Source organism: Myxococcus sp. CA039A (assembly GCF_013336645.1).
Lineage (GTDB): Bacteria > Myxococcota > Myxococcia > Myxococcales > Myxococcaceae > Myxococcus > Myxococcus llanfairpwllgwyngyllgogerychwyrndrobwllllantysiliogogogochensis.
In genome coordinates this window covers 1-18395 of the sequence record NZ_JABUMQ010000131.1, presented here as the reverse complement: position 1 = coordinate 18395, position 18395 = coordinate 1, and the positions used below count along the sequence as shown (strand labels likewise).

The 18395-nt window shown below is 67.0% G+C and carries 18 protein-coding genes; 4 read left to right on the top strand and 14 right to left on the bottom strand.

The window, feature by feature from the left end; translation table 11 throughout:
• Nucleotides 1–30: 30 nt before the first annotated feature.
• The 13 genes from accC to HR086_RS48600 form a co-directional block, all read right to left on the bottom strand.
• A complete protein-coding gene (gene accC, locus HR086_RS22265) occupies nucleotides 31–1416 on the bottom strand; it encodes an acetyl-CoA carboxylase biotin carboxylase subunit (RefSeq protein ID WP_174461562.1) in 1386 nt (461 codons plus the stop codon).
• A gap of 67 nt (nucleotides 1417–1483) precedes the next feature.
• The gene (gene accB / locus HR086_RS22260; protein ID WP_174466590.1) at nucleotides 1484–2080 is read right to left on the bottom strand and encodes an acetyl-CoA carboxylase biotin carboxyl carrier protein; all 597 of its coding nucleotides are present in this window, start codon (nucleotides 2078–2080) and stop codon (nucleotides 1484–1486) included.
• Between the two features lie 28 nt (nucleotides 2081–2108).
• Nucleotides 2109–2690 (bottom strand): elongation factor P, encoded by a 582-nt coding sequence (efp, locus tag HR086_RS22255; RefSeq protein WP_174466589.1) that lies wholly within the window; start codon nucleotides 2688–2690, stop codon nucleotides 2109–2111.
• 135 nt (nucleotides 2691–2825) lie between these two features.
• Nucleotides 2826–3188, bottom strand: coding sequence for a hypothetical protein (locus HR086_RS22250; RefSeq protein WP_141642882.1), 363 nt, complete (start codon nucleotides 3186–3188; stop codon nucleotides 2826–2828).
• Between the two features lie 32 nt (nucleotides 3189–3220).
• Nucleotides 3221–3859, bottom strand: coding sequence for a hypothetical protein (locus HR086_RS22245; protein ID WP_174453025.1), 639 nt, complete (start codon nucleotides 3857–3859; stop codon nucleotides 3221–3223).
• Between the two features lie 36 nt (nucleotides 3860–3895).
• A complete protein-coding gene (gene pilQ / locus HR086_RS22240) occupies nucleotides 3896–6625 on the bottom strand; it encodes a type IV pilus secretin PilQ (RefSeq protein WP_174453024.1) in 2730 nt (909 codons plus the stop codon).
• Nucleotides 6626–6682: 57 nt separating this feature from the next.
• Complete coding sequence (locus HR086_RS22235; RefSeq protein ID WP_174453023.1) at nucleotides 6683–7255, bottom strand: pilus assembly protein PilP; 573 nt, start codon at nucleotides 7253–7255, stop codon at nucleotides 6683–6685.
• A gap of 43 nt (nucleotides 7256–7298) precedes the next feature.
• A complete protein-coding gene (locus HR086_RS22230; protein ID WP_174453022.1) occupies nucleotides 7299–7880 on the bottom strand; it encodes a type 4a pilus biogenesis protein PilO in 582 nt (193 codons plus the stop codon).
• 14 nt (nucleotides 7881–7894) lie between these two features.
• Complete coding sequence (locus HR086_RS22225) at nucleotides 7895–8578, bottom strand: PilN domain-containing protein (protein ID WP_174453021.1); 684 nt, start codon at nucleotides 8576–8578, stop codon at nucleotides 7895–7897.
• A 27-nt stretch (nucleotides 8579–8605) separates the two neighbouring features.
• A complete protein-coding gene (gene pilM / locus HR086_RS22220) occupies nucleotides 8606–9688 on the bottom strand; it encodes a type IV pilus assembly protein PilM (RefSeq protein WP_141642888.1) in 1083 nt (360 codons plus the stop codon).
• Nucleotides 9689–9885: 197 nt separating this feature from the next.
• On the bottom strand, nucleotides 9886–11304 hold the full coding sequence (locus HR086_RS22215) for a sigma-54 dependent transcriptional regulator (RefSeq protein WP_141642889.1): 1419 nt from the start codon (nucleotides 11302–11304) through the stop codon (nucleotides 9886–9888).
• 66 nt (nucleotides 11305–11370) lie between these two features.
• Nucleotides 11371–12492: a sensor histidine kinase gene (locus tag HR086_RS22210; RefSeq protein ID WP_141642890.1), complete on the bottom strand. Its 1122-nt coding sequence runs from the start codon at nucleotides 12490–12492 to the stop codon at nucleotides 11371–11373.
• A 16-nt stretch (nucleotides 12493–12508) separates the two neighbouring features.
• Nucleotides 12509–13753: a prepilin peptidase gene (locus tag HR086_RS48600; protein WP_373564340.1), complete on the bottom strand. Its 1245-nt coding sequence runs from the start codon at nucleotides 13751–13753 to the stop codon at nucleotides 12509–12511.
• A 232-nt stretch (nucleotides 13754–13985) separates the two neighbouring features.
• On the opposite strand from HR086_RS48600, the gene HR086_RS22195 reads away from it, so the two are divergent.
• From HR086_RS22195 to HR086_RS22180, 4 genes are all read left to right on the top strand, one after another.
• A complete protein-coding gene (locus HR086_RS22195; RefSeq protein WP_254614326.1) occupies nucleotides 13986–14564 on the top strand; it encodes a prepilin-type N-terminal cleavage/methylation domain-containing protein in 579 nt (192 codons plus the stop codon).
• 71 nt (nucleotides 14565–14635) lie between these two features.
• The gene (locus HR086_RS22190) at nucleotides 14636–15586 is read left to right on the top strand and encodes a pilus assembly protein PilG (RefSeq protein WP_371817177.1); all 951 of its coding nucleotides are present in this window, start codon (nucleotides 14636–14638) and stop codon (nucleotides 15584–15586) included.
• Nucleotides 15567–16547 (top strand): ABC transporter ATP-binding protein, encoded by a 981-nt coding sequence (locus tag HR086_RS22185; protein ID WP_174466588.1) that lies wholly within the window; start codon nucleotides 15567–15569, stop codon nucleotides 16545–16547. Before HR086_RS22190 ends, HR086_RS22185 begins: the two co-directional genes overlap by 20 nt.
• Complete coding sequence (locus HR086_RS22180) at nucleotides 16544–17311, top strand: ABC transporter permease (RefSeq protein WP_174453018.1); 768 nt, start codon at nucleotides 16544–16546, stop codon at nucleotides 17309–17311. Before HR086_RS22185 ends, HR086_RS22180 begins: the two co-directional genes overlap by 4 nt.
• Nucleotides 17312–17363: 52 nt before the next feature.
• Here HR086_RS22180 and HR086_RS22175 read toward each other — a convergent pair.
• Nucleotides 17364–18395, bottom strand: a 1032-nt coding sequence (locus tag HR086_RS22175) for a tetratricopeptide repeat protein (protein WP_174466587.1), incomplete at its 5' end; no start/stop codon positions are given.

Here is an 18395-nt window from a genome sequence, read left to right as displayed (position 1 = left end):
GGGCGGGAACGCCACGTAGGCGGACGTGTGCTACGGCGTCTCTTCGACTGCTTTTTTCAGCCGGCGAGAACCTGTCTCACTGGCCAGGAGACGCTCGACGAAACGCGTGTCGTAGTTGCCTTCCTGGAACGACTCGTCCGCCAGCGCCGCGCGGTGGAAGGGGATGTTGGTGCGGATGCCTTCCACGACGTACTCGCCCAGCGCGCGCTGCATGCGGCGGATCGCCGTCTCGCGGTCCTCCGCGTGGACGATGAGCTTGGCCAGGAGGCTGTCGTAGTACGGCAGCACCGTGTAGTTCTCGTAGGCCCCCGAGTCCACGCGCACCCCGTAGCCACCCGGGACGCTGTAGCCGGTAATCTTGCCGGGCCACGGCGCGAAGGTAATCGGGTCCTCGGCATTGACACGGCACTCGATGGAGTGTCCGCGCATCTGCACGTCTTCCTGCTTGAAGCGCAGCGGGTGGCCGTAGGCCATGCGGATCTGCTCACGGACCAGGTCGACGCCCATGACGAGCTCCGTCACCGGGTGCTCCACCTGGATGCGCGTGTTCATCTCCATGAAGTAGAACTCGCCGCGCTCGTCCAGCAGATATTCGATGGTGCCGACGTTGTTGTAGCGCAGCTTGCGCATCGCCTGGACGGACACCTCACCCATCCGCTGCCGCAGCTCCGGCGTGAGCGCGGGTGACGGGCACTCCTCGATGAGCTTCTGGTGCCGGCGCTGCACCGAGCACTCGCGCTCGTTGAGGTGGATGACGTTGCCGTGTTCGTCGGCGACAATCTGGATTTCGATGTGGCGCGGCTTCTCCACGTACCGCTCGATGTAGAGGTCGCCGTTGGCGAAGGAGGCCACCGCCTCCGCCTGCGCGGTGGAGAACGCCTGGGCCAGTGCGCTCGGCTCGCGGACGATCTTCATCCCCTTGCCACCACCGCCGGCGGCGGCCTTGAGGATGACGGGGAAGCCAATCTCCCGGGCGAACACCTCCGCCTCGCGGGGGTCCTTCACCGTGCCGGGGCTGCCGGGCAACAGCGGCATGCCCGCCTCGCGCGCCGCCTGCCGCGCACGGACCTTGTTGCCCATCATCCGCAGCATCTCCGGACGCGGACCGATGAAGCGGATCTTGCAGTTCTCACACACCTCGGCGAACTCGGCGTTCTCGGAGAGGAAGCCGTAGCCGGGGTGGATGGCGTCCGCGCGGGTGATTTCCGCGGCGGAGAGCAACTGCGGGACGTTGAGGTAGCTCTCCTTGGACGCCGGCGGGCCAATGCAGACCGCCTCATCGGCGAAGCGGACATGGAGGGCGTTGGCGTCCGCCGTGGAGTGCACCGCCACCGTGGCGATGCCCAGCTCCCGGCAGGCGCGGATGACCCGCAGGGCAATCTCCCCGCGGTTGGCAATCAGCACCTTCTTGAACACGGGGGTGTCTCCTGAAACGGCCGGCTCGGGCGCGCGCCCCGCGAAAAGCAAAGGCGCGCGCGCCGCGTCAAGCCGGCTCGATGCGGAACAGCGCCTGGCCGAACTCCACCGGGCGACCGTTCTCCACGAGGATCTCGGCCACGCGACCGGACACCTCGGACTCGATTTCGTTCATCAACTTCATCGCTTCGATGATGCAGAGCACCTGGCCCTTCTTCACCACCGAACCCACATCGACGAAGGCGGGCTGATCCGGCGCCGGCGTCCGATAGAAGGTACCGACGAAGGGGCTGGTGACCACGTGGCCCGGCTTCTCCGGCGCCTTCTCGGCCACGGGGGCCGCGGCGGCCACGGAGTGGGCAGCGGCGACCGGGGCGGCGCGAGGCGCCGACGGAGCCGTGTACTCGACGGCCGGGCCCACCTGGACGGCCGGGGGGGCCGAGTGGTGGACGATGGTCGTCTCCGGGGCGTGGCCGCGGCGGATGAAGAGCTTCTCTTCCCCGCGCTTCCACACCAGCCTCGTCACGTCCGAGGCCTCCAGGATGTTGACGATTTCTCGCAGGGCCTCCACGTCCAGGGACGTGTTGCCCGCGTCTCGCGCGCTCGCCGGGGCGGGCGCGCTGGTGGGCGCGGACGCCCGGGTCGACTTGCGCTTGGTTGCCATTCTCGCGTCCCTCCGAGCGGAGCCTGAGCTAGCCCGCGGTGGCGACGCGGGTCAGGTACTTGCCACCGTCGCGCGTGTCGATCTTCAGGACGTCACCCTCGTTGATGAACAGGGGGACGTTGACGACGAAGCCGGTCTCCAGCTCTGCGGGCTTCAGCGCACCGGACACGGTGTCACCGCGCACGCCCGGGTCGCACTTGACGACCTTGAGGTCCACCGAGTTGGGCAGCGTGACGGCAATCGCCTTCCCGTTCCAGAACAGGATGGTGGCGTCGATGTTCTCCTTCAGGAACTTCTTCGCGTCGCCGAGTGCCTTCTCGCTGATGAAGGTCTGCTCGAAGTCGCGCTTGTCCATGAAGTAGTAGTCGTCACCCTGGACATACAGGTACTGCATGTCCTTCTCTTCGATGTCCGGCTTGCCCACCTTCTCGCCGGACTTCAGCGTGGGCTGGAGGACGCGGCCCGAGAGGAGGCTGCGAATCTTGGTGCGAACGAAGGCGGAACCCTTGCCGGGCTTCACGTGCTGGAACTCGACGATGACGAACGGCTCACCGTCGATTTCGATCTTCATGTTGTTGTGAAACTCGGACGTATCAATGAATCCGGCCATGGGGACCGACTCCTTCAGACTCGAAATAGCGGAAGCTTGAAAAGTCGGGGGTGTCTAGCCCATGCCCCCTTCCATGGGAAGGGGAAACCAGTGGAGCGGCGCGTCGTCTGGATGACTGGTTTACAGCGAGCGCGGCTACAGCTCCGCGCTCACCTTGGGGGCCGTCACGCGCAGCACATAGCGCCCCTTGCCGTAGTTGCCATCCGCGCGCAGCGCCAGCACCAGGAAGTACTCCGGTGACACCAACCGCATCAGCGTCAGCACCTTGTCGCTGTTGACGCTGACCTCACTGACCGTCCCCGTCTTGAGCGTCTCCGCGGCGTTGCGCAGCTGCGTGAGGAGGTTGGCGTACTCCACCCAGGCACCACTCAAGTCCAGCTCGCTTGCCTCCTCGCGCTGGAAGGTGTCCACGGAGATGCCGTCGAAGCCCATCACGCTGCAGGCGAGGGCTCCGTCCACCTGGTTGACCACTGACTCGAGGTGCGTGCGAAAGGACATGGGCTCTCAGGGTTCTTGGGCAGCGGCGCCGCTCAGGGCGACACGCACTCGGGGACAACGCCATTCTGCCCGCGCGGGTCACACGGCCCCACGCTGGGGCCGTGGACATCGCCAGGCTTGGGGCACACGTAGGGGGCAAAGCCCACGACCAGCGGGTAGGAAATCTCGTTCGTCTCCACGTCGCCGCCAGCGACCGTGTGTCCTCGGACCCGCAGAGTCACGAGCACGTCGACAACGGAGCCTCCTCCCCCGACCGCGGACCGCAGCGCGCTTTGCGCGTCGCGCGTCAACAGGCCGAGCACCATGGAACCATCCTGATTGCCACGGAAGGTCCCGTAGATGGGAACCGTCGCACTGGGGATGTTGAGCTCGGGCTCCGTCTGATAGCTGAGCTCGAGTTCGGTGAGATAGACGGCGGTGGAGTCGATATCGGAGACCGGCCCCTCCCCGACGACGATAGGTGTGTCGGACAGGTTGGAGGTGACAGTGAGCCCGGCGAGGTAGTCACCAGCCAGCGCGAGGTTCAACGAGCCGCTCAGCAACGCCACGTCATCCGGAACATTGCAGTCCTCTTCGGGTGGAGCGGATTGGAGAATCTGGAGCTTCGGGAGGTTGTCGACACAAGACACCGTGCCGAACGCCAGCAGCGCGGCGAGATAGATGGGCTTCATGAGCGAACGCTCTCCTGCATGAAGAGGCGCGATGCCTTACAGGCTCTGCGCGATGGTCTGCCGGTTGAGGATGCGGGGCGTGATGAAGATGAGCAGTTCCTGGCGCTCATCCCGCTCCGAGTAGTTCTTGAACAGGAGGCCCAGCACCGGAATCTTCGAGAGGAAGGGCACCGCGTTGGTCGTGGTCGCGCCACGGCGGACGTAGATGCCGCCGATGACCGTGGTGTCCCCATCCTTCACCAGCACCTGGGTGTTGGCTTCCTTGCGCTGGATGGACGGCTGCCCGTTCGCTCCCGTGTTGGACTGGTCCGGCTGGTTGTTGGAGGCGTTGATGGACATCAGGATGCTGCCGTCCTGGGTGATGTGCGGCGTCACCTCCAGCGACAGGCGGGCTTCCACGAAGGTCGTGTTCACACCACCGGCCGACGTCTGGCTGAACGGGATGGACACACCCTGACTGATGCGCGCGGTGTTGTTGTCCAGCGTCGTCACGCGGGGCGCGGAGATGGTCTTCACCGTGCCCTCGTTCTCCGCCGCGGACAGCCGCAGGTTGAGCTGCAGCGCGCCGCCGGCCGAGCCGAAGACGAAGCCGAGCGCGCCACCGGCACCCTCACCCACCGTCGCCGGCAGGTTCACCGCGAAGTTCGGCGCGGCGGGAAGACCCGCGGCGGTGCCCACGGAGCCGCCCGTGACGGCGACGTTGTTCGGGAAGATGAGGCCCGTGGGGTTGCCCGTGCCCTGGGAGGCGCGCGCCTGGCCGCCCCACTGCACGCCGAGCTGACGGCTGAAGGCGGTGCTCGCCTCCACGATGCGGCTCTCGATGAGCACCTGCGGAGTCTGAGTGTCCAGGCTGCGCACCAGCGCGCGGGCCTTCTCCGTGTTGGAGCGCACGTCCTTCACGATGAGCACGTTGGTGCGCGTGTCCACCGTGACGTTGCCGCGCTCGCTCAGTACGTCCTTCACCCGCGCGGCCATCTCAGACGCCACCGCGTAATTGACGGGGATGAGGTTGACCAGCAGGTCCTCCTGCTGCTGGAGCGACTTCTTGCGCTCCTGACGCAGCCGGGCCTCCTCCTCCAACGTCTTCAGGGGAGCGATGCGGATGATGTTGCCGAACTCCTCCTTGCCCAGCTGCTTGGTGCGCAGGATGAGGTCCAGCGCCTGGTCCCAGGGAACGTTGCGCAGGCGGATGGTGACGCGGCCGGACACGTCGTCCGCGACGACCACGTTCTTCTTGGAGATCTCCGCGATGACCCGCAGGAGGTTCTGGATGTCGATGTCCTTGAACTCGAAGGAGACGCGCTTGCCACGGTAGCGGGCCTGCTGCGGCGCGCCCTCGGCGGCGTAGGCGGGCGCCTCGGCGGTGAAGCCGGCGGTGCGCTGCGCCACGGACACCTCGTCCGTCTTCACGCCCTTCACGTCCAGGCGCCAGGAGAGCGTCCCGCCGTTCTGGGTGACCTTCTCCTCGATGGCGCCGTCGGCGGCGACGACCACGCGCACCTTGCGGCCCTCACCGGGGACACTGAAGGCGCTGATCATCTTCACCGGCGTCTCCAGCGCGCTGGTGTCCAGGCTGCGCTCCAGCTTCTTCGGCAGCCGGGCGTTGTCCAGCGTCAGCACGGCGCTGCGCGGGTCGGGACGGTCCACCTTCCAGGCGGCCGTTCCGGACAGCTTCAGCACCACGCGACCACCCGCCCCACCCTCCTGGAAGGACAGGTCCTTCACCTCCACCAGGGAGACCGTGACAGGCGCCTCCACCGGCTGGGGCGCGGGGCGCAGCGGCTCCACTTCAGCCACCGACGCGATGACCTCTTGCGGCGAGGGCTCGGGCGCGGCCTTGCGGGCCACCGCTCCACCCAGCACCACTTCCAGGCCCTTTTCGGCCCGGTCCACCCGGTAGGCGGGCATCTTGCCGCGCACGTCGAGCACCAGCCGGACCTTGTCCGAGTGGGCGCCGACACGCACGTCCCGGAGGGTCGCGCCATTCACGCGAGGGGCGCGGGCGGAGAGCCCCACCCCGTACAGGTCCACCGCGAGCCGCGGCGGGTCCGCCAGCTCCAGCACCTCATAGCGCGCGATGTCGCCATCCGCGCGGATGCGAAGCGTGTCGTCGGAATAGGCCAGCTGCGTGATGCGTTGAGCTGGCTGAGCCACCTCACGCTCATCCGCCTCGGCGGCGACCACGTTCTCTGGCAGCGCGGGCTTTTCAGCGGCGGGCTTCGCCGGCGCTTCAGCCACCATGACGGCGGTGGGCGCGGCGGGCTTGACCTCGGCGACCGGTGCGGGCGTCGGGGCAGCGGGAGCCGTGGCGACAGGAGCGGCGACGGGCTCCGGACGCTTGACCTCGGCGGCGGGCGTCGCGCCATCCACCGAAATCACCACGCGGTTGCCATCCGCCCGGACGTCGTACTGCGACGCCTTGTCCAGCGCCAGCAGCACCCGGCCGACGCTCGCGCGCTCGTCCGAGAACTGCGACGCCACGACCCCGGCCACGGGGCCGGAGCCGTCGTGGTGGCCCTTGATACCCGTCGCGTCAGCCGACGAGAGGTCCACCACCAACCGCTCCGGACCACTCAGCCGGAACACGGTGAAGGTGGGGGGCCGGGTTCCGGTCACCACCACCTGGGCGCCCGAGCCGGTACGGGACACATCCAGGTCCCGAAGCGTATTCAGTTCGGCGCCACTGCTGCTGGCGCCCGCAAGGACGACCGCAAAAGCGGTCGCCAACATCCACTTGCCCCTCGTCACAGCGCTCCTCTCGAGCATGCGTCCCCTCACCAAGTTGGAAGCGGGCTGCCGCCCGCGGGCGCGCCACAGGGGGCGCTACTCCCCGTAGTTTTTGCCCGTCATCAGATTGTAACTAGGGTCCTGCTGGTCATCGGGCTTGAGCTGCAGAGTCACCGGATTCTTGATGATCTCTCCGTTGCCCGAAAACACCTCGGTCACCGTCAACGAATCGCGAAGGATTTGCGTGACCTTGCCACCCTGGCGTCCAACCCGGGTGTTGCGGCGCACGATGTGACCTCGACCCAGCGGGTCTTCGACCATCGCCAGTGGATTGGCGTCACCCGTGACGACCGCGACCAGCTTGAGCTGGTCCAGGTCGAACGCGCACAAAGGCTCCATGCACGTCGTGACGGGATTGGCCTGGGCCACCGGGCCCAGCTCTTCCAACGGGCTGCGGAACGGATCCCGCTTGCCCACCGGGTTGTAACTGTAGACGTATGGCGCCACGGCCGCGGCCTCGACCGCGGTCGGTGCCGTCTCCACGGGCGCCGCGGCCTGCGCCGCGGGAGGTGGCGCCGCCACCGGCGGAGGGGGCGGAGGTGCCTCCTCGCAGGCAGCGAGCGTCAGCGCGAGCGCGGCAGTCGTCATGGTGGCCTTGAACATCTTCATCCTCAATCCCCTTGTCGCCCTACTTTCCGGACGGATCAAGTTTCTAGTTCTTGGTCTCGACGAACCGGAAAGTCGTCGCCAGGAAGGTGCTCTGCAGCACGACCTTCTCGTTCTTGAGGGTCGGCTGGCCGAGGTTGATGTTGTTGACGTTCACGATGCGGCGCATGTTCGCCATCTCCTGCAGGAACATGCCGATCTCATGGTAGTTGCCGCTCACCGTCATCCGGATGGGGATGCGGGCGAAGAACTCGCCGCCGCCCACGTATTCGCGGTCGGGCTGCACCAGTGAGATTTCCAGGCCGCTCTTCTTGCCGATGTCGTTGATCTGCGCGAGCAGCTCCTCGACATCCTTCTTCTCCGGCAGCTCCGTGAGGGCCTCGGCGAGCTTCTGCTCCAGCACGTCCATCTCACGCCGGCGCTCGTTGAGGTTCTGGGCGATTTCACTCTTCTCCGCCAGCTCCAGGTCCAGCGTGCGCCGCTCGGACAGCTGGTACTTGATGCGGGTCTCGGTGGGGTCGATGAGCAGGAAGAAGTTGGCGACGGTCATCAAGATGATGACCGCTGCCAGGCCACCGAACTTGGCGGCCGGGGACGCCTTGACGAATTGGTCCAGGTACTTGTCCATGGCGGTGGCCTCGGTCAGATGGCGTAGTTCGCGGTGAGGGTGATCTTGAAGTCAACCAGGGAGGGCACACCCGTGGGCCCGGTGGCCCCCTTCGTCTGCACGGCGCTGGTCAGGTCGATGTTGGTGAAGAACGGGGTGATTTGCCCGGCGGGGAACTCCTCGATGGTGGCTTCCGCCGTCAGGAGCTCCACGCGAGACGTCTTCGTGTCCCGGCGCTGATCCACCAGGCGCCCCATGCCCTTGGGCGTCCACACCACGCCGTTGAGGCCGCGCATGAACTCGGCGACCTCATCGTGGCTGACGGCCGAGCCATCGATGGCGACCGCGCTGCTGGTCTCGACGAAGGCCTTCACCCAGACCTTCTTCGGCGTGGCGGAGGCCAGCGCGTCCATCATCCGGACCGGACCGTTGCGGCCCTTGCGCAGCGAGTCCAGCACGGCCAGCTTCTTCTCCACCTCGGTCTTGCGGGCGTTGATGTTCTTCACCTCGCCGATGACCTTCTCCAGCTCGGCGATCTTCGCGCGCGTCTGTGTGATGGCCAGGGCGTTGCGCTGGAACTCACTGTCGCGGTCGTCGAACCAGAGATAGTTGCCCACGGCGGCGCCAATGAGCGCCAGCGCGAAGAGGACCAGGATCTGCCGGCCCTTCTGCTGGGTCTGAACCTTCCGGACGGGAAGCAGGTTGATGCGAATCATCATGTGCGTCGTCTCCAGGAAGTGGACGGTCTAGGCCAGCTTGTCGCCAGGACGCCGGAGCGCCAGTCCCACTGCCACCGCGGCCATGGGCGCCACGTCCATGATGAACGCGGGGTCGAACTTGCGGTTGTCCACTTCAATCTTGCGGAACGGGTTGAGGATCTCCACCGGCACCCCGGTGCGCGCTTCAATGGTCTTGAACAGGGCCGGAATCTTCGCCGTGCCGCCGGACAGGTAGACCTTGGTGAAGTTCGAGTCCGCCGCGGTGCCCGCGTAGAAGTCCAGCGAGCGCTGGATTTCACCGGCCACCTGCTCGGCGACACTGGAGAGCACGCGCTCGACCTCCTGAGGCACCACGGCATCCGCGTCCGCGCGGTTGCCGCCGATCTTCAGCGCTTCCGCCTCCTCGTAGGAGACGTTGAGCTGCTTCTGGATCTCCTCGGTGAACTGGTTGCCACCGATGGTGACGTCGCGGGTGAAGACCGTCACGCCGTTGGCGATGATGTTGATGTTCACCACCGAGGCGCCCGCGTTGATGAGGACCACGGTCTCCTTCTCCGGCAGGTCGTAGTTGACGGAGAACATGTTCTGCACGGCGAAGGCGTCCACATCCACGACCACCGGGGCCAAGCCCGCCTCGGAGACCACCGTGGTGTAGTCGTTGATCATGTCCTTCTTGGCGGCCACCAGCAGCACGTCCATCTGCCCGGTGGCGTCGTTGCCGCCCCCGTCGAGGATCTGCGTGTCGATGTTCACGTCCTTCACATCGAACGGGATGTACTGCTCGGCCTCCCACTGGATGCTCTCCTCGAGCTCCTCCTGGGACATGCGCGGCATCTGAATCTTCTTGATGATGACCGAGTGGCCGGACACGCCGATGGCGACATCCTTGCCCTTCACCTTCAGCTCGGACATCAGCTCCTGCACCGCCTGGACGATGGCGGTGGAGTTCATCAGCGCGCCATCCACGATGGCCTCGGGCGGCAGCGGCTTCATGCCGAAGCTCTGCAACGCGAAGCCGACCTCACCCCGCTTGCGCTGCTCCTTGAGCAGGATCATCTTGATGGAGGTCGATCCGATGTCCAGACCGAGTGCCAGTTTGCCCTTCGCCATGCTTGACTCCGTCGAGAGGCAGCCAGCGTAGCACTGGCCGTCAACCCCTCCTAAAAAGTGCCCGGAGCCCGCCTGCTCTCCGTTCGGCCGGGACCCCTGCGTCCAAACTGCGCCGGGCCCCCCACCACGGTCGCGGAGGCCCGATTTTCCGGCTCCGGCCGCATTCCGTCAAATACGGCCCGACGGAATCTCCCCCTTCAGCTCCGTTCGGCCTCCGCGTCCGGGTCGATGCCGTACTCCTTGATCTTGTACAGCAACGCCCTGTGACTGATGTCCAGGACCTCCGCCGCCCGGGTCCGGTTCCCCTTCGTCCGTCTCAGGGCCGCCCGGATGTAGGACTCCTCCAGCTCCCGGATGGCCCGCTTGAGCGACAGGTCGCTACCGACCTGTGGCATCCCGCCGGTGTTGGTTCCCGTCGGCCCGGGTGCGGGCGCGGCCCACAGCCTTTCGGGCAGGTTGGCCGGAAGGATATGCGGGCCATCCGCCAGGAGGACTGCCCGTTCCATGGCGTTCTCCAGCTCGCGCACGTTGCCCGGCCAGGCGTAGGCGGACATCAGGGCCTCGGCCTCTGGCGACAGGCCTTCCACGGGAGACTCGCGGTTGAGCTCGCGGTTGAAGCGGTGGATGAAGGCGCTCGCCAGCAGGGGCACGTCCTCGCGGCGCTCTCGCAAGGGAGGCACCCTCACGTTCACCACGTTGAGGCGGTAGTAGAGGTCCTCGCGGAACTCCCCCTTCTCCACCAGCTTGCCCAAGTCCCGCAGCGTCGCCGCCACCACGCGCACGTCCACCTTCTCCACCCGGTTCTCGCCCACCGGACGGATTTCTCCTTCTTGCAGCACCCGCAGGAGCTTCACCTGCGCGGGCAGCGGCAGCTCGCCCACTTCGTCCAGGAAGAGCGTGCCGCCGTCAGCCTCGGAGAAGAGGCCGCGCTTGGCCGTGCGCGCATCGGTGAAGGCGCCCTTCGCGTGACCGAACAGCTCGCTCTCGAGCAACCCTCCCGGAATGGCGCCGCAGTTGACGGCGACGAAGGGGAGCGGGGCTCTCGGGCTGCGCGCGTGCAGCTCCCGGGCGATGAGCTCCTTGCCCGTACCGCTCTCCCCGCTGATGAGCACGGTGGTGTCCACCGGTGCCAGGCGCGCCACCTGCTTGAGCACCGCATGCAGCGACGCGCTCCCTCCGAGGATGTGCCCCTGGGGCACGGAGGGAAGACCGCCCTGCTTGAGGCGCCGGTTCTCGCGCAGCAACCGCTCGCGCTCCTCGGCCTTGCGCAGGACGAAGACGATTTCCTCGGGCTTGAAGGGCTTCTGGACGTAGTCGTACGCGCCGGCGGACACCGCCTCCAGGGCCTGCTCCTGCGAGCCGTAGGCACTCATCACCACCACGGTGAGCCCCGGGTGCGCGGCCTGCGCCTCGCGCAGCAGCGTGAGCCCATCCTTGCGAGGCATCCGCACGTCGGAGACGAGGACGTCGTAGTCGCGCGTGGCCAGCTCCCGCAGCGCCTCCTCCCCGTCCGCGACAGCGCGAACGTCGTAGCCCTTGTCGGTGAGCACCAACGTGAGGATGTGCCGGATGGAGGGCTCGTCATCGGCGACGAGGATGGTGCGGAACAAGGACATGGGGGCCTTCTGGCATCATCCCCCAGTCCCGAGGCAGGAGATAGCTTCTGGCCGGACAGCGTCCGCTCACACGGCGGGCAGGGACACGGTGAAGCGCGCGCCACCTTCGGGCAGGTTCTCCGCCCCCAGCCGCCCGCCCATGACCTGCGTCAGCCGCAGCGACACCGCCAGCCCCAGCCCCGTGCCCTGTCGCCCCTTCGTGGTGAAGAAGGGCTCGAACAACCGGGGCATGACCTCGGGCGGAATGCCTGGGCCGTGGTCCCTCACCACCAGCCGGGCCTCTCCCTCTTCACGAAGGGTCACCACACTGACGCTCCCCTGCCCTCCCATGGCCTGCGCGGCGTTGAGCAGGAGGTTGATGAGGATCTGCGACAGCGGGCCCGCCTCCGCCCGGGCGAACACCCCCGGTTCCAGCGCCAGGTCCACCGACACACCCGCGAGCTCGGGCGCGGCGCGGACCAGCCGCACACACGTCTCCACCACCGAGCCGACATCCACCGGTCCTGGGGACGCCGTCTCCGGACGCCCCAGGTCCAGCAGGCTCCGGACGATGCGGTCGATGCGCTGCACCTCGTGGTCGATGCGCTCCAGGTAGTCCTTCAGCTCCTCCGTGGGCGCCTTCATCCGCGCCAGCGACAGGTACCCGAGGATGCCCGCCAGGGGGTTTCCCACCTCGTGAGCCACGCCCGCCGCGAGCCTGCCCACCGTGGCCAGCCGCTCGGCGGAGACCAGCTCCGTCTGGGCTCGCGCCAGACGGGTGTTGGCCTCCCGCAGCGACTCCACCTGGGAGCGCGTGAGGGCCTGCTCCGAACGCAGCGCCTCCGCCAGCCGCTGCAACGCGCGCTGCATCCTCGACAGCAGCGGCCCGCCTTGCGTGGGTGTCAGGTGCGGGTCCAGTTCCAGTCGCCCCAGCTGTTCCACCATGGCCTCGGCGGAGCGCAGCGGACGGCCCACCGTCAGGTCCAACACCACGTACGACAGCAACGTGAGCGCGACCAGGTCCAGTCCCAGCGCGAGCGGAAGAAAGCCTCGCACCTGCGTCAGCACCTCCGCGTCCGGTGTCCCCGGCGACACGAGCCGGCGCCCCAGCTCCAACAACCGGATGAGGACGGGCTGCAGCGACAACCAGGAGAGTCCCGTGCAGAGCGAGCTCAGCAGGAACGCCACGCTGGCGATGCGCCACTTCATCGCGCGTGCGCGCGCTTCACGGCGCGCCCCCGAGCAACATGGCGATGTCCATCGGCAGCACGCGCGCGAGCCACGGCCCCAGCAACATCACCTCCAGGCCCGCCAGCGCGAGCCACGGCCCGAAGGGAATGTTGGTGGGCCCGGGCACCCACTCCTCTTCCTCGCCCGTTTCATCGTCCATGGGCGCATCGGGAATCGGCTGGAAGAGCAGGCACCAGGGCACCAGCAACAAGCGCTTCCACAACGGAAGCCCCGGCCGGGTGAACTCCCACGTCATCGTGGATTCGGGCTCGGTCTCGGACTCATTCGTGCCCTCGGGCCCGGCCGTCGTCGCGCCGATGCCAGGAGACGACGCGTCAGTCGGAACGACAGGCGGAAGCGCCGCGCTCTCGGTACCGGGAGGCAGGGCGGCGCCCTCGGTCGCGTGCGAGACGAGCTTCTCCTCGGAAGGGGAAGCCGCGCCTTCGGATGGCTTGACGCTCGGGGCATCCGGAGGTGGCGCGACGCCCTCGGGAGGCGTCACGGGCCTGGCATCGGGAGGTGTCGACGGCCCCGCGCGCCCGGTGAGTCCGAGCATGGCCAGTCCCACCACCGCGCCTTGCAGCGATGACAAGAAGAGGATGCCCAGCAGGGCTCGCCAGGAAAGAAACGCCCCCAGGAGCGCGACGAGGAACTTGTCACCGCCGCCCAGCGCTTCCTTCCGGAAGACCTTCCAGCCCACGTACTCCATCAGGCGGAAGGCGAGGAAGCCGATGACCGCTCCCAACGTGGCGTCCACCACCGCGTCCGCGCCTCGGGGCACCGCGAGCACCAGCCCCGCGGCGATGCCCGGAACCGTCAGCGAAAACGGAAGGATCCAGTGCGCCAGGTCGATGAAGGTGAGCGGTATCAGCAACGACACGAGCACGAGCGCGGGGAACAACTCGTACGTCCACCCGAACCTCCGCAAACACGCGAGGAAGAGCAGTCCGGTGAGCAGCTCCACCAGCACGTAGCGCGGGGAGATGGGCGCGTGACACGAACGACACCGAGCCCTCAGCGCGAGCCACGAGAGGACGGGGATGTTCTCGTACCAGGACAGGACATGCCCGCACTTGGGGCAGCGCGAACCCGGCCGGACGATGCTCAGTCCTTCAGGGACACGGGCGATGACGACATTGAGGAAGCTGCCGATACACAGGCCGAGGACCAGGAGGAAGGCGGTGAAGAGGGGCCCGGCCCAGCCTGGCACGAGTGAGGAGTCCGTCACGGAGTCGGGCATCCTAGCGTCGCGGCCCAGGGAGGACAGCATCGGGGATCGACGATTTGCGGCAGGCGCGGTGACAATTTTTGGCAGCTCGGGCGAGGAGCGAGCGAGATCCGCCCCACTCCGCTGTGGGAATTCACCGGGTTGGGGCAACTGTTGGCCATGGCACCGTTCGTGCTATGAATCCGGGCTGTCGTTCAACCCCCCTCTGCACCTGCGGAGCACTCCCGACATGCTGAACCGTCTCCTGAAGAAGAAGGGTGGCTTCACCCTCATCGAGCTGATGATCGTGGTCGCCATCATCGGCATCCTGGCCGCCATCGCCATCCCGAACTTCATCCGCTTCCAGGCCAAGTCCAAGCAGTCCGAGGCCAAGACGAACCTGAAGGCCATCTTCACGGCCCAGAAGGCGTACTTCGGCGAGAAGGACAAGTATGTTTCGGACTTCAAGGTCGTCGGCTTTGATCCGGAGCCGGGCAACCGCTTCACCTACGCCATCAAGGCGGGCTGCGCTCCGGCGGCGCAGGCAGTCAACGCGCGCCAATATGATCAGGGCTGCATCGGCCAGGACTCGGCGCGCTTCAATCAGGCCCCCACGGTCGCGGCGCCCATGGGCAAGATCGGCGTGGACGGCAACTGCCCGAACTGCGAATTCTACGCGACGGCGGCCGGTAACGTCGACAACGATGCGTTCGGCGACACCTGGGGCATCACCTCCCTCGCGACGGTGTCCACCGCGCTCACCAACACGTGCGGCATCGACCCGCCGGGCACGATCGGTGGCGGCGAGCCGGGTAACGCGTACAACGACGTGAGCTGCCCGTAATCATGTAGGCGCTGGACCTCTGGTTGGGTGAAGCGCCGCGCTGTATCAACGGGACATCCGGGGCTCCTCGGGTGTCCCGTGTCTGCTTCTTCAAGGGAATGATGCGCAAGCTGCCTACCGTGCTGCTGGTTGCTGGACTGCTTCTGGTGGTCTACCTCTCTGGCCAGCCCCGCCCCCCTCCGCATCTGGGTGACCGTCCCATCCTGCCGCGCCCCGGTTTCCTCAAGGCACTGTTCAAGGCGCAGCTCGGCCTGGTCACCGACTACTTCTGGATTCTGACGATCAACCGGGTCGGCTCGGCCAGGTCTGTGTCTGATTACCGCGACGTCTACTACTACGCGGACCTCACGACGGACCTCGACCCCCGGTTCGCCAAGGTCTACACGTTCGCGGGAATCACCATCCCCATCCACATGGGTCGTGAGCAGTACGCGAACGTCAAGGAGTCCTCGACCATCCTCCGCAAGGGCATGGCCAACACGCCGGAGGACAAGCGCATCCACTTCCAGCTCGCCTACAACCTCATGTTCTTCGAGCGCCGCTATCAAGAGGCGGCCGCCATCATCGAAGCGCTCGCGAGGGAGCCCGGCGCGCCGGAGTGGTACTCGGGGTTGGCGACCCGGTTGTATGCCCAGGCCGGGGAGTTCGAAACCAGCCTGGGTCTCGCGCAGACGTTGCGCGACAGCGCCGAAGACGAGGAGACGCGCACGTATTACGAGCGCCGCGTGAATGAAATCCTCCAGGAGCGGCTTCTCCGGCAGCTCGACGAGGCCCTAGAACACCACAAGGCTCGCACCGGCCAGTTGCCCGGCTCCCTTGAAGCCCTCGTCTCAGCAGGAGACCTGAGCGAGCTTCCTGGCGATCCCCTGGGCGGCAAGCTCTTCCTGGGTGACGACGGACGCGCCTATTCCACGGCGACGCGGTTCCGGCTGGGAATCATCTACAACGAGAAGACGTCGGACGGGGAGCGCCTCGTTCCAAAGCCCATGGACGCGAAGAACCATGAATCCCCTCAGCCCTGACGCCCCTCCCATTCAAGTCCGGGGACTCTCGAAGACCTACAAGGTAGGCTTCTGGTTCAACCGCACCGTTCGCGCCCTCCAGGGCCTGGACCTCGAGGTGGGCGCCGGGCAGATCTACGGCCTGCTCGGTCCCAACGGCGCCGGTAAGTCCACCACCATCAAGATTCTGATGAACCTGGTGCGGCCGAGCAGCGGCAACGCGTTGCTGTTCGGCCAGCCCGTGGACAAGGCCGCCACGCGGCGACTCGTGGGCTTCCTGCCAGAGAATCCCGCGCCCTACGAGTACCTCACGGGCCGTGAGTTCGTGACGCTCGCGGGCCAGCTGTGCGGCATGAGCGGCCACGAGCTCGACGTGCGCGTGACGGAGGTCCTCGGCTCCGTGGAGATGGGGGCCGCGGAGAAGCTCCAGATTCGGCGCTACTCCAAGGGCATGGTGCAGCGCGTGGCGCTCGCGCAGGCGCTGGTGGCCCAACCGAAGATGCTCATCCTCGACGAGCCCACCAGCGGTCTGGACCCCGTCGGACGACGGCAGATGCGCGACCTCATCCTCGCCGAGAGAGACCGGGGGACCACCGTCCTGTTCTGCAGCCACATCATCCCGGACGTGGAAGCACTCTGTGACAGGCTGGCCGTGCTCGTGGGTGGCCGTCGCGTGCGCGAGGGCAGCGTCAGGGAGCTGCTCTCCACGCAGGTGCCCACCGTGGAGATGGTGGTGGAAGGCCTGCCGCTGGAGCAGGTGAAGAGCCTGGGCGTGGCCCTGGAGTCCACCCAGTCCCTGGACGGGCGTGTGCGGGTGCAGGTGCCCGATGCCCAGAGCCAGAAGATGCTGAGCCAGGTGCTGGCGGCCGGCGGACGCGTCAACAGCCTCCAGGCGGCTCAGTTCTCCCTGGAGCAGCTCTTCATGGACGCCCTCAAGGATTCCGGACGAACGACGAGTGTCGGCGGGGAGATCAACACATGAGCGCGTTCGGCGCGATGGTCTGGAACGGGTTCCGGGAGGCACGCCGCAACCGCGTCACGGTGGTGGTCGGCGCCTTCGCGGCGGTGGTGCTGCTGTCGTCGACGTTGATTACGGAGGTGACGGTCGCCACGTTCGACCGGGTGCTCACCGACTTTGGCCTGGGAATGATGAGCCTCATCCTCGTCTTCCTCACCATCTTCCTGTCGAGTGGGCTGCTGAGCCGCGAAATCGAGCGGCGCACCATCTTCCTCGTCGTGAGCAAGCCCGTGTCGCGCACCCAGTTCCTGCTGGCGCGGCTGGCGGGCAACATGCTGACGCTCGCGGTGATGATGGGGGCGATGATGCTCATCTTCGCCAGCCAGTTGCTGATGTTCCAGGTGAGCATCCACTCCACGCAAATCGTCGCGGCGGTGGGTCTCTGGTTCGAACTGCTGGTCCTGACCAGCGCGGGAATCCTCTTCTCGAGCTTCACGGGCCCCGCGGTGTCGGCCATCGCCACCACCGGCATCTACTTCACCGGCCACCTGGCCTCGGACCTCTACGACATCGCGAACCGACTGGATGACGGCTCGGTGAAGACCTTCGCGAAGGCGCTCTACTACCTGCTGCCGAACCTGGAGCGGATGAACTTCCGCCCCTATGCGACGTACGGCCTCCCGGTCGATACCTCGACCTTCCTCTCGGGCGTGGGCTACGGCCTGGGCTGGGCGGCGCTCTTCACCGCCGCCGCCATCTTCATCTTCGAGCGGCGCGACTTCCGCTGACGAGGTGGGGCTGGACCGAACGGGCCACCCCTCACTCACGCTGTCGCCTGAATCAGGGCGGGGAGCCCAGGGCCATCCGGGCCTGCTGCAATCCTCGCCGAGCGGGCTCTGACTCTGGCTGGAGGCGCAAGGCCTCCTCCAGTGGAGCCACCGCCTCCGCTGGGCGTCCCATCTGCAGCAGCGTACGCCCGAGCTCCAGGTGAGAATCCGCGCGACGCGGAGCCAGCCGCAAGACCTCCTGAAAGCGAGCAACCGCCTCCTCCATCCGCTTCGTCCGCCGCAACGCGAGCCCGAGGTTGTGGATGACCACCGGCTCGCCAGGACGAAGCTGGAGGATGCGCTCGAACTGGACGATGGCGAGGTCCATCCTTCCCAGGAGCGCGTAGGCCACCGCCAGGTCGCTCTGGATTTGATAGCTGCGTGGCAGCTCCACCGCGGCAAGCTGGAGCTCGGCCAGGGCCTGCTCGGGGCGACGCGCCTTGAGATAGGCCCCGCCCAGATAGCCTCTGAGGATGGGCTGGCCAGGCGTCATCGCCACCGTGTCTTCCCAGAGCGAGACCTCGTCATGCCAGGCGGGCACACGCACCAGCGTCAGCACGGAGCACACCACGACGACACCCCCCACCAGGAGCTTCACTGCTCGCGCATGCTCGCGCCATCGCTCCAGGAGCCCTCGCAGCCCCGTTGCGGCCAACAGGCAGAAGCCCACGGAAGGCAGGTAGAGGAACCGCTCCGCGTAGGCCTCCACGCCCCTCAGCTGCAAGAAGAAGACGGGCAGGAGCGGGGCCAGGAGCCACACGCCGCCAGCGAAGGCCGGCCCCGCGTCGCGGCGCTTCCACCACAGCAGGCCGATCAGGGCCACGAGCAACACGGAGCCCAGGGCGACCTGGGTCGGCTCGGGCGGAACACGCAGGGGAATGGTCAGCACGAGCGGATGGGGCCACAGCAGCTTGCCCAGCAGCTTCCCCGCCAGGGCCAGCATGTGCAGGGGATACAGCCCCGTGCGCCCCGACCCCACGGGGACGGGAAGAGACAGGCCCACCGCGTTGAGCCTGTCTCTTATACATATCTGACGCTGTCGTCG